Source organism: Phaeobacter sp. SYSU ZJ3003 (assembly GCF_041300735.1).
GTDB lineage: Bacteria > Pseudomonadota > Alphaproteobacteria > Rhodobacterales > Rhodobacteraceae > Phycobacter > Phycobacter gallaeciensis_A.
Genome location: NZ_PXNU01000046.1, coordinates 25,509 through 37,796, shown reverse-complemented (window position 1 = coordinate 37,796; position 12,288 = coordinate 25,509). Strand labels below are relative to the sequence as shown.

Here is a 12,288-nt window from a genome sequence, read left to right as displayed (position 1 = left end):
TGAAGGGGGTTCTAGTCCCAACTCCAAATACCCGCAACCCCAAAATCAACAAAAACACATTTTTCAGCAAGAAAGATAAAGTAACAAACTAATACAATGGCTTAGCTCATGTCTCTGCGACGCGAACCGTGCTGCACGCGGTGTCGCCCCTTGGGAATCTCGAGTAAATCACGGCGCCTTTAGACGAATCCAATTTCCCCCACAGGGTTACCCACAGCCTCGCCCCGCCTAAGCATGGTTTTGGGCTCCGAATCCAAGGAATCGGGTGGAATCATCGGCCGTCCCGAGACATCATTTCCGTCAGATGCAAAAAGCCCGGCCAATTTGGCCGGGCTTTCTGTTTGATGCATTCTGTCATTGGCCAAAGGCCGAAGGATCAGGCCTTGGCCGCGGTCACGATGAACTCGACCAGGAAGTCGGGGGTGGCCAGCTTGGCTTCGCCGCAGGCGCGTGCAGGCGTGTGGCCTTCGGGCACCCATGCATCCCAGACTTCGTTCATTTCGGCAAAGTCCTTCATGTCAGCCAGCCAGATCACCGTCTGCAGGATCCGGGTCTTATCGCTTCCGGCTTCGGCGAGGAGTGTGTCGATCTGCTCAAGACAATCCTTGGTCTGCTGCGCGACGCTGGCGCCAGCGGTGCCAACCTGACCGGCCAGATAGATGGTGTCGCCATGGGTGACGATCTGGCTCATGCGGGGGCCGGTGTGTTTGCGGGTAATTTCGGTCATTGTCCGTCCTAATCTGTTCGTAGGGTCTGAAGTTAATCTGTGATCCGGGATCCGGTCATCCGTCAAAGCGTGCCGGGCTGAGCGCCGCGACGACTTCGGGTTCGATAGCGGGTGTCGCGCCGCTGCACAATGCAACCGTGAGAGCGGCCAGCGCCGGAGCTGTCTGCACGCCGTAGCCGCCCTGCCCGGCCAGCCAGAAGAAACCATCCGCCCGGGGATCGAAACCGACAACGGGGGTCCGGTCGGGCGCGAAGCTACGCAGGCCCGCCCAGGAGGTTTCGACCCGCGTCACCGGGACGGTCACCGCCTGCTCGAACCGGTAAAGCCCTTCGGCGAGCACCATGTCATCGGCCCAGGCATCATGCGGCTCGACCGGATCCTCATCGGCGGGCGAGACCATCAGCTTGCCCGCCTCTGGCTTGGCGTACCAGTTTTCCGCGGCCGAGGCGAACAGCGGCCAGCCTGTGGGATCATAGCCTTCGGGGGCAGGCAGGATCGCGGCAGAGCGGCGCAGCGGTGCCACATCGACTGGCAGGGCTCCAGCCAGTGCCGCAACCTGCGACGCCCAGGCCCCGGCAGCATTGATCACAATGGGCGCAGTATATGTGTCATCACCCGCCTGCACCTGCCAATCCTGACCTGTATGGGTCAATGCGCTGACCCGCGCCCCGGTCACGATCTGGCCGCCCCGCCGTTTCAACAGGCTGGCATAGCCTGCCAGCATCCGGTCAACGTCGATATCCTGCGCATCCCATTCAATCAGCGCACCCGCAATCCGTTCGGGGCGCAAGATGGGAACCAGTTCAACCGCTTGCTCTGGTGACAACCGCTCCAGCCCGACAGCGCCTGCCGCATAAGTCTCAAGCGCGGGCAGTTCGCTTTCGTCGGCCACCAGCATCTCGCCGCGCGGTGACAGAAGTGAGCGATCCGAAATACCTTCCGGCGCTTCCAGCACCGGCGCCGAGGCCGCGTTGAGGGCACGCAGCGTGTCATTGCCGTAGTTGCGGATGAAGATGGCCGCCGACCGGCCGGTGGCGTGATAGCCGGTCTGCGGCTCTGCCTCCAGAACCAGCACCGACATATCGCGGGCCAGTTCAGCAGCTGCCGAAATCCCGGCGATCCCGCCGCCGATCACGATGACATCAAAGTTCGCGCTCACGCTTCCTCCTGAAACCCGGTTAGGGTTCGTGTCAGGTTTTCGCCAAGCGAGTCGGAGAGGTAGCCTCCCTCCTGCACAAAGAGAACCGGCAGGCCGGTGGCCGCAATCGCCGCGCCGATGCGGGCAAAGCCCTCTTTGGTCACCGCCAGCCCCTCGAAGGGATCGTCAATCGAGGCATCCAGCCCCAGCGCCACGACCAGCACATCAGTGCCAAAGCTTTTCACACGCTGAAGGGCGGTGGCCAGGGTTTTCAGGTAATCCTCGTCCCCGGTGCCGCGCGACAGGGGCAGGTTTAGGTTATAACCCAGCCCCTGACCTTCACCGCGTTCCTGTGCATGGCCCCAGAAGAACGGGTAGAACCGCGCCGGATCCGCATGGATCGAGACAGTCAGCACATCGTCACGACGGTAGAAGATACCCTGGGTGCCGTTGCCGTGGTGCACGTCCACATCCAAGATGGCCGGGCGCAGGCCAGCGGCGCGCAGCCGCTCTGCCGCGATGCCGGAATTGTTGAGAAAGCAAAAGCCCCCCGCCAGATCGCCAAAGGCATGGTGCCCCGGCGGGCGCGACAGCACATATGCCGAGCGTTCGCCGCCAAGGATCAGATCGGCGCCGGTGACAGCCGATTGTGCCGACCAATAGGCCGCCTCCCAGGTGCCTTCGGCAATCGGGCAGGCGGTATCGGCTTGGTGGAACCCAGCCTGTCCCACGGCGGATTTGGGATACCCGTCGGTCCGGGCTGCAGGGTGTATGTTGGGAATGACCTCTTCACCGGCTCCGGGAATACGCTGCCAGCGGGTATAGATGTTCTCCAGAAAGGTCAGGTACTCCGCCGAATGCAGCGCTGCAATCGGGCCAAGACCGGCATCCTGAGGCGCCTGAAAGCTGCACCCGGCTGCCACTGCGCCTGCATGCAGAACCTCGATCCGCTTCGGTTGTTCCGGATTGGGTAGAATGGCGCCGTTCGCCATGAAATGCTTTGGATCGTGGTTCCACTGGCGTTCGTCAAAAACCGCTTTCATGTCTCTCCTCTCAGGGCCGCGCATCCGGCCTCATCCAGTATCATTTCCGTCTGCGACACGGCGGGTTTGAACCCGAGCCTGTCGTAAAACCTGCGCGCATCCGGGCTGTCGTCATAGACGTTGAGCTTCAGAAACCGTGCATCCCATCTGCTCTGCGCCTCTTGCAGCACCGCTGCCAGCAGGCGCTGGCCCAGCCTTTGCCCGCGCACATCCGCCGCAACCCAAAGGTCGGCCACATAGACCCCGGCCGCCCCGCGCACGGTGGAAAACACCGGCGAGAACAGGCTGGCCCCGACCGTGCGCGCCGCCACAGGCGGGCCTGCCTCGGCCAGTAGCGCGCCAAAGGCGGGATCAGTACCGAACCCTGCGCGCATCAGATCAGCCTCCCCCGCAACGTGGCGATCGCCCAGATCCTGCGACAACTGCGTCAGCGCCCAATGCAACGCAGGCACATCCTGCGCCCCTGCCGGGCGAAACCGGATCTCCATCAGATCGCGGTCCGGTCCGCGCCCTTCAGGGCCAGCATCTGGCGTGCTTCGTCGGGGCTGGCGACCTCGCGGCCCAGGTCCTCGACGATGCGGCGGATCTTGGTCACCTGCTCGGCATTGGTCTTGGCCAGCTGCCCACGGGAAATCATCAGACTGTCTTCCAGCCCGACCCGCACGTGGCCGCCCATCGCCGCCCCCATGGTGATCAGCGGCATCTGGTGGCGACCCGCTGCCAGCACCGAGAACATATAGCTATCGCCAAACAGCTTGTCGGCGATCAGTTTCATATGGGTGAGGTTCTCCGGATCCGGCCCGATACCGCCCAGAACACCGAATACGAACTGAATGAACAGCGGCGCCTTCACGAGGCCCCGGTCCACGAAATGTTTCAGCATATAAAGATGGCTGACATCATAGCATTCGAACTCGAACCGAGCGCCGCGCTCTTGGCCGATCTCGGTCAGGATCCGCGCCATGTCGCGCGGTGTGTTCTTGAACACCAGATCATCCGAGTTTTCCAGGAACGGCTTTTCCCAGTCGTGTTTCCATTCGGTGATCCGCTCGGCCGCCGGGTAAAGCGCGAAGTTCATCGTGCCCATGTTGAGGCTGCACATCTCCGGCTCGGCCATCTTGGGGGCTGCCAGCCGGTCCTCCAGCGTCATCACGGCGCTGCCCCCGGTCGAGATATTCAGCACCGCGTCGCTGGCCTGCTTGATGCGGGGCAGAAACGCCTTGAAATGTTCGCTGCTGGCCGAGGGCTGACCGGTTTCGGGATCGCGCGCGTGCAGGTGCAGAACAGCTGCGCCTGCCTCTGCCGCGCCCAGCGCGTGCTCGGTGATCTCATCCGCCGTCACCGGCAGATAGGGCGACATCGACGGCGTATGAATCGAACCGGTGATGGCGCAGGTGATCAGAATCTTGGACATGTCTCAGCCGACTTTCAGTGCGGGGTGTATTTCATCGGTGAACTGGACCAGCGAGGCATCAAGGCCTTCGATGATCTCATCCAGATGGGTGTCATTCACGATCAGCGGCGGACAGACGAGGATATGATCGCCCTCCACCCCATCGCGGGTGCGGCGGGAATAAACGATCAGCCCCTTATCATAGGCAATATCGACGAACCGCTGATAGGCGTTCAACCCCTTGGGCAGCGGCGCCTTGGTGTCGCGGTCCGACATGAATTCAAAGGCGGTGAGCAGCCCTTTGCCGCGCACATCGCCGATGATTTCGTGCTTCTGCATCAGCCCGTGCAGGCGTGCGATCAGCTTGTCGCCCATCTCGGTGGCGTTCCGGCACAGGTCCTGTGCCTCGATCTCATCCACCACGGCCAGACCAGCAGCGCAGGCCAGCGGATTGCCGGCATAGGTAAACCCATGGGCAAAGCCGCCCGCATCCAGCACCGGGTCGACCAGACGTTCATCGGCGATCATCGCGCCCAGCGGCACATAGCCCGAGCCGATGCCCTTGGACATCACCACGATATCGGGCTGTGCATTCCAGTGCTCACAGCCAAGGAAGGTCCCCGTGCGCCCGGCGCCGGTCATGACTTCATCCATGATCAGCAGCACGCCATAGCGATCACAGATCTCGCGGATCCGCTCCATATATCCGAGCGGCGGCACCAGCGCGCCCGTGGAGGCGCCCCCGACCGGTTCCAGAATAAAGGCAAGAACGCTGTCCGCTCCTTCGGCGAGGATCTTCGCCTCCAGCATGTCGGCGTAATGCAGACCGGTTTCCCTGTCGTTCGGGTCGAGACCATCCAGATAGGCGCGCGGCGCGGGCACCTTTGGCATTTCGCGCATCATCGGCGCAAAAGGCTGCGACAGGGTGGTATAGCCGGTGACGGCCAGCGCCCCCAGGGTGCAACCATGATAGGACGGGCTGCGCGAGATCACCTTCCAGCGGCTGTCCTGCCCGGTGGCCAGAGCGTATTGGCGGGCCATCTTCATCCCGCTTTCCACCGCTTCCGAGCCGCCAGACACGAAGAACACCTTATTCAGACCCTTGGGCATGCGCCCGGCCAGACGTGCAGCCAGTTGTTCAGAGGCTTCGGTTTCGAAATGCAACCGATAGCCGAAGGTGGATTTCTCCATCTGCCGCTGCATCGCGGCCAGCACGTTTTCATTGGAATGCCCGATGTTGCAGACCATCGCCCCGGATGAGCCATCCAGATAGCGCCTGCCATCCTTGTCCCACATATAGACCCCACGGGCCTGTTCCAGCACCGGTTTGCGGCCTCGGCCCTGATAGAAAAGATTGCTCATGCTGTGATCCTGCTCGCGAACGTGTCTTGCGTAAAACCGTCAGGCGCCAGCCAGCGCCGCGCAATCCTGCGGGCGGAATGCGGCGATGACAGATTGCCCTTCGGCAAAGGGGCGGCCGTCGATCATGTTGATCGCCTGTAGCTGGGTGTCCCCAACGCGCAGGAAATACCGGACGGTCTGCCCCTGATAATCAACGGTCTCGACCACGGCCTCGGCGGTGACGAGACCAGAGGTATCGCTGCCCGGCGCCATCAGCACCAGCTTCTCTGCGCGCAGGACCAGCTTTGCTGCGGCGCCTTCGCTGGCGGCGGCAGCCTTGTCCGCGGGCACGGGAACCTTGCCGAACAGCGGCACGTCCAGCAGCGCGGCCTTGGCGTCGCGGGACACACAGGTGCCAGCCAGAATGTTGGAGGCGCCAAGGAAATTGGCGACGAATTCGCTGGCGGGGGTATTATAGACTTCTTCGGGGGTGCCGACCTGCTCGATGCGACCGGCGCTCATCACCACGATCTTGTCCGACATGGCCAGCGCTTCGGACTGGTCATGGGTCACAAAGACGGTGGTGACACCGATCTGGGCCTGAATGCGCTTCAGCTCGACCCGCATGTCTTCGCGCAGGTTGGCATCCAACGCCGACAGGGGTTCATCCAGCAGCAGCACTTCGGGTTCGATGACGATGGCACGGGCCAGCGCGATCCGCTGCTGCTGCCCGCCCGACAGTTCCTTGGGATAGCGGCTGCCCACGTCCGGCAGCTGCACCAGATCCAGCGCCTCCTGCACCCGGCGGGCCACATCGGATTTGGGGACATCACGATATTTCAGGCCAAAGGCGATGTTTTCGGCCACGGTCTTGTGCGGGAACAGGGCGTAGTTCTGGAACACGATCCCCAGGTTGCGCTTGTGTATCGGTACATCGTTGACGCGCTTGCCACCGATCAGGATTTCGCCCTCGCTCGGATCCAGCAGGCCCGCGATCATCCGCAGGTTCGTGGTCTTGCCGCAGCCCGACGGCCCCAGCAGCGTCACAAAAGCGCCTTCGGGGATTTCAAGATTGGCCTGATGCACGGCCGTGAAGGTGCCAAAACGTTTGACGATGTTGTTCAGGGTGACGGAACTCACGGGGTGCTCTCCGGATGGAAGGTTCAAAGGTGCCCCCTCCCCGTTCGGGGAGAGGGCGGGAGGGATCAGTAGCCCTTCTGGACGCGACCGAAGGTTTTCGACCAGTCGGCTTCGTGACCGTTCCAGAAGTCCGGATCGGCAAAGGTCAGACCATCCAGCGTGCCGGTAGGGTCAAAGGCCGGCAGGGTCGGGATCTTGTCGCCAAGATCGACCTTGGTTGGATCCAGCGCGGTCGGGTAGTTCTGGCCTTCGGCCACCGCGATCGAGGTTTCCGGCGCCAGCATGAAGTTCAGCAGTTCTTCGCAGGCTTCCATCGGCGAGCCTTTCATCACGAAGAGGCATTCCTGCCAGCCGAATCCGTTGGGCGGATCCATGTAACCGATGTCATGGCCCTGCTCCTGCAGCGCAAAGATGCGGCCGGACCAGGCTTCGGTGACGTAGATCTCTTCTTCGGCCAGAAGGCTCATCAGTTCGGCGCCCGAACCCCAGTATTTCAGGCTGAGGTCGCGGTGGGTGCGGACCGCATCCCATGCTGCCTCTTCATCCGAAATCTCGTTCGGGTTCTGGCCGGTCTGCAGCGCCGCGTACCACATGCGGGTGCGCCAGTCGCTCCAGCCTGCGATCTTGCCCTTGTAGGCTTCCTCGATCAGGATCTTGGCGCCTTTTTCCTTCATCTCGTCGTCCGAGATATGCTTGCGGTTATAGGCCAGACCGGTGGTGCCGTAGTCATAGGGAACGCAGGACAGTTTGCCGCCCGACACGCCGCGGAACACATCGACCAGTTTCGGGATCACGTATTCGAGGTTGGGGATGTTGGCCTCATTGAGTTCCGAGCTGAGGCCCAGCGCGTGATAGCGTGCGTAGTCGAAGACGCCCGACAGGTGCGCGATGTTATATTCGCCCGGCTGGCTGGCCTTGACGCGCGACAGATATTCGTCGCCACCGCCGAATGTGCCGTCAACAACCTTGATGCCGGTCTTGCCGGTGTAGGGATCAAAGGCGTGCTTGCGGAAGGCTTCGCTGACAACGCCGCCCCAGCCGTCGAACCGCACCTGCTCGGTGGTCGCCGCATGCGCGTATTTGGCAAAGGGCGTGGACACGCCATAGGCCAGACCGGCCGCGCCGATCAGCCCCAGAAAGCTGCGGCGATCCAGATCACCGTTCACATAGCGCTCGCGGGCGCGCTCATACCGGGTGGTATTGTCCATTTTCTTGGTCATTTCAGTCTCCATGTTGGTCTGTATTTTGTTGGTCTTATTTGGGGAGGGCGCGGTTCTTACGTGCCGCTTTTGCGGGCCATGGCCCGGGCGATGGCTGCACCGAGGAGCGGCAGGCCAACGGTCATCACGATCATTACGGTGCCCAGCGCGTTGATCTCCGGGCTGATCGAGTTTCTCAGCATGGCGAAGATCTGCGTCGGCACGGTTTCCACGCCGCCGGGCTTCCAGAACAGTGTGCCGGTGATGTCGTCGAAACTGATGGTAAAGGCGAAGAGCCCCCCGGCCAGAACAGCGGGCAGCATCAGGGGCAGCGTGACCTGAAAGAAGGTCTGCACCGGCGAGGCGCCAAGGCTCATCGCGGCCTCTTCGACGTCGCGCTTGATCGACACAAGCCGCGCCTGCACCACGAGGATCACAAAGGGCAGCGTGAAGATCACGTGACCTGCCAGCAGGAGGCCAAAGCTCTTGTTGATTCCAAGGAAGTTCAGGAACAGCAGCAGCGCCACCGCCAGCACCACCTCGGGCACCAAGATCGGCGCGATCAGAAGGGTCGAAATCGCATTGGCCCCCGGCACCCGGTAGCGCACCAGCGCAAGACTGGCCAGAACGCCCAGCGTTGTCGAAATCAGCGCAGTCAGCAGACCGAGGATGATCGAGGTACGAAAGGCGCGCAGGATCGCATCGTTCCCTGCCAGTTCCACGAACCAACGGAAGGAAAATCCGGTCATCGGGAAATTGCCAAACTGGCTGGCGTTAAAGCTGAGCAGCACAACCACGGCCACTGGCAGGAACATGAAGATATAGACAAGAACAGCCCAGCCCCGGATCAGGCTCCAGCCCATGTTGAAACGACCTTCCATCAGCCCAGCCCCTTCATCAGCTGGGCCATGCCCAGGTAGCGGTTATAGATCATCACCAGCGCTCCAAGCACTGCCAGCAGCATCAGCGACAGGGCCGAGCCAAGAGGCCAGTTCAGCTGGGTAATGATGGCTTCGAACACGAGGTTGGCGAACATGGCATCGCGCGGCCCGCCCAGAACCAGCGGGGTAATATAAGTGCCCGCGCCCAGCACGAAGCAAAGCAGACCACCGGCGGCCAAACCCGGCAGTGATAGCGGCAGGGTGACTTGCAGGAACGCCTGCCAGCGGGTCGCGCCCAGAGAATTGGCGGCGTTTTCAAGATTGGTATCGATGCCGTCGAGGCTGACGAAGATATTGAGAATCATGAAGGGCAGCAGGAAGTGCACCAGACCCAGAATGACCGTCACCTCGTTATAGAGCATCTGAATCGGCTCATCGATGATGCCCAGCGCCAGCAGCGCCGAGTTGAAGGCGCCGGATACACCCAGAATGTTGATCCAGCTCATCGTGCGGATGATGTAGCTAATCCAGAAGGGCAGCATCAAAAGCAGCAAGAGCACCGCCTTATTGCCCTGCGAACGGGCAATGAAATAGGCCGAAGGGTACCCCATCAGGGCGCAGGCCACGGTGGTGATCGCCGCGATGCGCAGGGTACTGATCAGAATATCCCGGTAGAAAGGATCGCTCAGCGCCTCTTGCCAGTTATCAAGGTAGAAACCCGCCACATCGGCGCCAGTGGCGGTGCGCAGCCAGAAACTGTAGACCAGAATAAACAGCAGCGGGACGAACAGTAACAACGTCACCGCAGACAGGGCGGGGAACAGCAGAATCCAAGGCTGACGCGCCTCTCGTTTTTCGACGGACATGGTCTTTCCCTGTTAACGCCCACTTAATCCGGGCTTGACGGAAGCATGCAAAACCTGATCACCATAGATCAAATAGATAATCAAAATTGTGAATATAGATGGAATCTATGGAAAGCGACGGGCGCTTTGCCCCCGAGCGTATTGCCCGCGAGTTGGACTGGAACCTGCTGCGCACCTTCGTGGTACTGGCAGAAAGCCACTCGATCACCGAGGCGGCACAACAACTGCGGCTGAAACAGCCTTCGGTTTCTGCCGCGCTGAAGAAGCTGGAGGACCGCATCGGGCGCAAGCTGATCGACCGCTCGCCGGGGCATTACCAGCTGACCGATGCCGGGCGGCTGCTCTATCGCGAGGCATTGGACATCAACGGCTCCATCCTGCGGTTGTCCACACTGATGCGGGAGCTGACGGATGAGGTGCAGGGCCACGTCAAGATCGTCATGGCCAGCCACGTTGTCTGCCCGCTGTTTGACGAGGTACTGGCCGATTTCCACCTCGCACACCCCAAAGCCACCCTGTCGATCGACGTGCGCACCAGCGCCGCCGCCATCGCCGAGGTGGCTGCAAAACGGGCCTCTTTTGCACTGTGCCTGGTGCGGGATCACAACCCAAAGCTGGAGTACCGGCGTCTGTACCGGGAATTCTTTGGTCTGTTCTGCGGCCCGCGCCATCCGCTGTTCGGGCGCAAGGATCTGAAACTGTCGGATCTGGCCGGGCACAGTTCGGTCAGCTTTGAAACCGACCGGCTGCACGATGTGCTGAAACCGGTGACAGTAATGCGGGCGCAGGCCGAACTGGGCGACAAGGTTACCGGCCTGTCCAGTCACCTTGAGGAAGTTCACCGCATGATCGTGGCCGGTGTCGGTATCGGCCCCCTGCCCGTCCACGTGGCGGCGCGGGATGTCCGGGATGGGCAGCTCTGGCAGGTCCCGCCATATGATGATCTTCCCGCCATCGACGTGCATGTGGTCTGGAACCGCCACGCCGCAAAAAACCGGGCCGAGGAATTGCTGATCGACGGCTTACTGGAAGCGATTGCAGCCACCCCGATCGAGCAGCGAACCTATCGCTGAATCAGTACTGACCTTGAAACCCGCTTAAAGCGACAAGCGCCACGCGCCCTTATCGTCCTTGCAGAACTTGCGCTTTGGCTGCAAAGCCTTCTCCCTACCCTTCATGTGCGCTTCGTGCTGCAACATGATGCAGTTGGCATTCCGGTTGATGATCGTCACCGTACCATGAGCCTCGGTTTCGGGATTGCTCCACGCTTCGACCGTGCCGGTCTTTGGCTGGCTGACGCTGTAGAGGACAGCCTCAGCCTGGATCATCATCTCCATATCCAAAGGCGACAGGCCCGATTCCGCAAGAATACGGCTCAGCTGCTTGCCGATGGAGGGGACGGCAGCCAGAACCGCAATGCTGGCGATGGCAACAACTCTGACAAACCTGTTCATACGTTCGGACCTCGCTATAACACTTTTTGATCTCGGCGCACCCGAAAGGCGCTGAATATCAATACACTGCGGTATCCTCCGGCGCATGTCCATCCCATCCACCGGATGGCTGACAGCAATTGTCGCTGTCAGGAAAACTTGCGGAATAGCCGCGTCATATCGAACAGTTCATCCAGCCGTTCATAGCGCTCGCGGGTTTCATCCCAGCCTTCTTCCTGGGTGGCAGAGATCATCGCCTCCAGCAGCATCATGGTGGAGATGTTCGAATCCCATGCCGACGGGATTTCAACCCAGCAATTGAACGTATAATGGGCAACCGAGGTGATCGGACTGGCCCATTGGTCCGTGATCAGGATGATTTTCACCCCACGTTCGGCCGCCAGTTCCGCAAGCCGTTGCAGGTTGGTTTCATAACGCCGTACGTCGAACATCAGCAAGGTGTCACCCTCGACCATGTCCAGCACGTAATGGGGCCAGGTAGCCGAAGACGAGGTCATATGCGTCACGTGCTGACGGATCGCCTGAAAATGGGTGAAGGCATAGTCGGCCAGCGCCCGGGTGATCCGCCCGCCCACCACATAGAGCCGCCCTTCGGTATCGGCCAGCTGGTGCACCGCGCGGTCGAATTGTTCGTAGTCGAGGTTTGAAAAGGTCTGACCAAGGTTGTCCGTCACAGCTTGTGCGAATCTGTTCAGCAGATGTCCCTCGGGCGCCTCGGATGCCCAGTTCGCGCGTCGTTGCGTCGGGCCGGACACCTGCGCCTCCAGCTCTTTCAGCAGCGCCTGATGGAACTGCGGGTAGCCCTTGAAGCCGAGTTTTTGGACCATCCGCGCCACCGTCGGGGTCGAAACCTCGGCATTCGACGCGACGATGGTGATCGAGGCCAGCCCCGCCGCAGGATAGTTTTCGAGCAGAGCATTGGCGAACTTGCGCTCGGACTGGGTCAGCGTCGAATAGTGTTCGCGGATCAGCTCTCGCACACTGGCGGCGGGTTTGGACAAGGGGGCACACCTCTGTTTCGGTCGATCAAAAAACGGGCATTCGCCGCATCCTACATCGCGCGGAAAACGACCGCAGAAAAAACTGCCTGAAACGATATTGACAGA

13 protein-coding genes are annotated in these 12,288 nt (G+C 61.2%); 1 reads left to right on the top strand and 12 read right to left on the bottom strand.

Annotation, left to right across the window (positions count from 1 at the left end; all coding sequences use genetic code 11):
* Positions 1-376: 376 nt before the first annotated feature.
* The 10 genes from C6W91_RS16205 to C6W91_RS16160 all read right to left on the bottom strand — a co-directional run bounded on the left by C6W91_RS16205 (position 377) and on the right by C6W91_RS16160 (position 9,728).
* Positions 377-727, bottom strand: coding sequence for a RidA family protein (locus C6W91_RS16205; RefSeq protein WP_065271736.1), 351 nt, complete (start codon positions 725-727; stop codon positions 377-379).
* Positions 728-782: 55 nt separating this feature from the next.
* Positions 783-1,886 carry an FAD-binding oxidoreductase gene (locus C6W91_RS16200; protein ID WP_274838796.1) on the bottom strand — a complete coding sequence of 368 codons (1,104 nt, stop codon included), beginning with the start codon at positions 1,884-1,886 and terminating at the stop codon, positions 783-785.
* Positions 1,883-2,908 (bottom strand): histone deacetylase family protein, encoded by a 1,026-nt coding sequence (locus C6W91_RS16195; RefSeq protein ID WP_065271738.1) that lies wholly within the window; start codon positions 2,906-2,908, stop codon positions 1,883-1,885. The genes C6W91_RS16200 and C6W91_RS16195 overlap by 4 nt, the downstream gene beginning before the upstream one ends.
* Positions 2,905-3,396: a GNAT family N-acetyltransferase gene (locus C6W91_RS16190; RefSeq protein ID WP_065271739.1), complete on the bottom strand. Its 492-nt coding sequence runs from the start codon at positions 3,394-3,396 to the stop codon at positions 2,905-2,907. Before C6W91_RS16190 ends, C6W91_RS16195 begins: the two co-directional genes overlap by 4 nt.
* Positions 3,396-4,322: a 3-keto-5-aminohexanoate cleavage protein gene (locus C6W91_RS16185; RefSeq protein WP_065271740.1), complete on the bottom strand. Its 927-nt coding sequence runs from the start codon at positions 4,320-4,322 to the stop codon at positions 3,396-3,398. The genes C6W91_RS16190 and C6W91_RS16185 overlap by 1 nt, the downstream gene beginning before the upstream one ends.
* A gap of 3 nt (positions 4,323-4,325) precedes the next feature.
* Positions 4,326-5,663: an aspartate aminotransferase family protein gene (locus tag C6W91_RS16180; RefSeq protein ID WP_065271741.1), complete on the bottom strand. Its 1,338-nt coding sequence runs from the start codon at positions 5,661-5,663 to the stop codon at positions 4,326-4,328.
* A gap of 39 nt (positions 5,664-5,702) precedes the next feature.
* On the bottom strand, positions 5,703-6,782 hold the full coding sequence (locus C6W91_RS16175; protein ID WP_065271742.1) for an ABC transporter ATP-binding protein: 1,080 nt from the start codon (positions 6,780-6,782) through the stop codon (positions 5,703-5,705).
* A 65-nt stretch (positions 6,783-6,847) separates the two neighbouring features.
* A complete protein-coding gene (locus tag C6W91_RS16170) occupies positions 6,848-7,990 on the bottom strand; it encodes an extracellular solute-binding protein (protein WP_342455926.1) in 1,143 nt (380 codons plus the stop codon).
* A gap of 68 nt (positions 7,991-8,058) precedes the next feature.
* The gene (locus C6W91_RS16165; RefSeq protein ID WP_065273616.1) at positions 8,059-8,844 is read right to left on the bottom strand and encodes an ABC transporter permease; all 786 of its coding nucleotides are present in this window, start codon (positions 8,842-8,844) and stop codon (positions 8,059-8,061) included.
* Positions 8,845-8,861: 17 nt separating this feature from the next.
* Positions 8,862-9,728, bottom strand: a complete 867-nt coding sequence (locus C6W91_RS16160) for an ABC transporter permease (protein WP_065271743.1) — start codon at positions 9,726-9,728, stop codon at positions 8,862-8,864.
* A 98-nt stretch (positions 9,729-9,826) separates the two neighbouring features.
* Between C6W91_RS16160 and C6W91_RS16155 the strand changes: the two genes are divergently transcribed.
* The gene (locus tag C6W91_RS16155; protein WP_065271744.1) at positions 9,827-10,801 is read left to right on the top strand and encodes a LysR family transcriptional regulator; all 975 of its coding nucleotides are present in this window, start codon (positions 9,827-9,829) and stop codon (positions 10,799-10,801) included.
* Positions 10,802-10,825: 24 nt separating this feature from the next.
* Here the strand turns inward: C6W91_RS16155 and C6W91_RS16150 are convergent, their stop codons facing one another.
* Together C6W91_RS16150 and C6W91_RS16145 are read right to left on the bottom strand one after the other, a co-directional pair.
* Positions 10,826-11,182 (bottom strand): hypothetical protein, encoded by a 357-nt coding sequence (locus C6W91_RS16150; protein ID WP_370571124.1) that lies wholly within the window; start codon positions 11,180-11,182, stop codon positions 10,826-10,828.
* Positions 11,183-11,310: 128 nt separating this feature from the next.
* On the bottom strand, positions 11,311-12,183 hold the full coding sequence (locus tag C6W91_RS16145; protein WP_065271746.1) for a MurR/RpiR family transcriptional regulator: 873 nt from the start codon (positions 12,181-12,183) through the stop codon (positions 11,311-11,313).
* Between the last annotated feature and the right edge of the window lie 105 nt (positions 12,184-12,288).

Bases quoted from the DNA above. Each gene is read 5' to 3' on its own strand.
- C6W91_RS16205 (WP_065271736.1), bottom strand. From the start codon at position 727: ATGACCGAAATTACCCGCAAACACACCGGCCCCCGCATGAGCCAGATC.
- C6W91_RS16195 (WP_065271738.1), bottom strand. From the start codon at position 2,908: ATGAAAGCGGTTTTTGACGAACGCCAGTGGAACCACGATCCAAAGCAT.
- C6W91_RS16190 (WP_065271739.1), bottom strand. From the start codon at position 3,396: ATGGAGATCCGGTTTCGCCCGGCAGGGGCGCAGGATGTGCCTGCGTTG.
- C6W91_RS16185 (WP_065271740.1), bottom strand. From the start codon at position 4,322: ATGTCCAAGATTCTGATCACCTGCGCCATCACCGGTTCGATTCATACG.
- C6W91_RS16180 (WP_065271741.1), bottom strand. From the start codon at position 5,663: ATGAGCAATCTTTTCTATCAGGGCCGAGGCCGCAAACCGGTGCTGGAA.
- C6W91_RS16170 (WP_342455926.1), bottom strand. From the start codon at position 7,990: ATGGACAATACCACCCGGTATGAGCGCGCCCGCGAGCGCTATGTGAAC.
- C6W91_RS16165 (WP_065273616.1), bottom strand. From the start codon at position 8,844: ATGGGCTGGAGCCTGATCCGGGGCTGGGCTGTTCTTGTCTATATCTTC.
- C6W91_RS16160 (WP_065271743.1), bottom strand. From the start codon at position 9,728: ATGTCCGTCGAAAAACGAGAGGCGCGTCAGCCTTGGATTCTGCTGTTC.
- C6W91_RS16155 (WP_065271744.1), top strand. From the start codon at position 9,827: ATGGAATCTATGGAAAGCGACGGGCGCTTTGCCCCCGAGCGTATTGCC.
- C6W91_RS16150 (WP_370571124.1), bottom strand. From the start codon at position 11,182: ATGAACAGGTTTGTCAGAGTTGTTGCCATCGCCAGCATTGCGGTTCTG.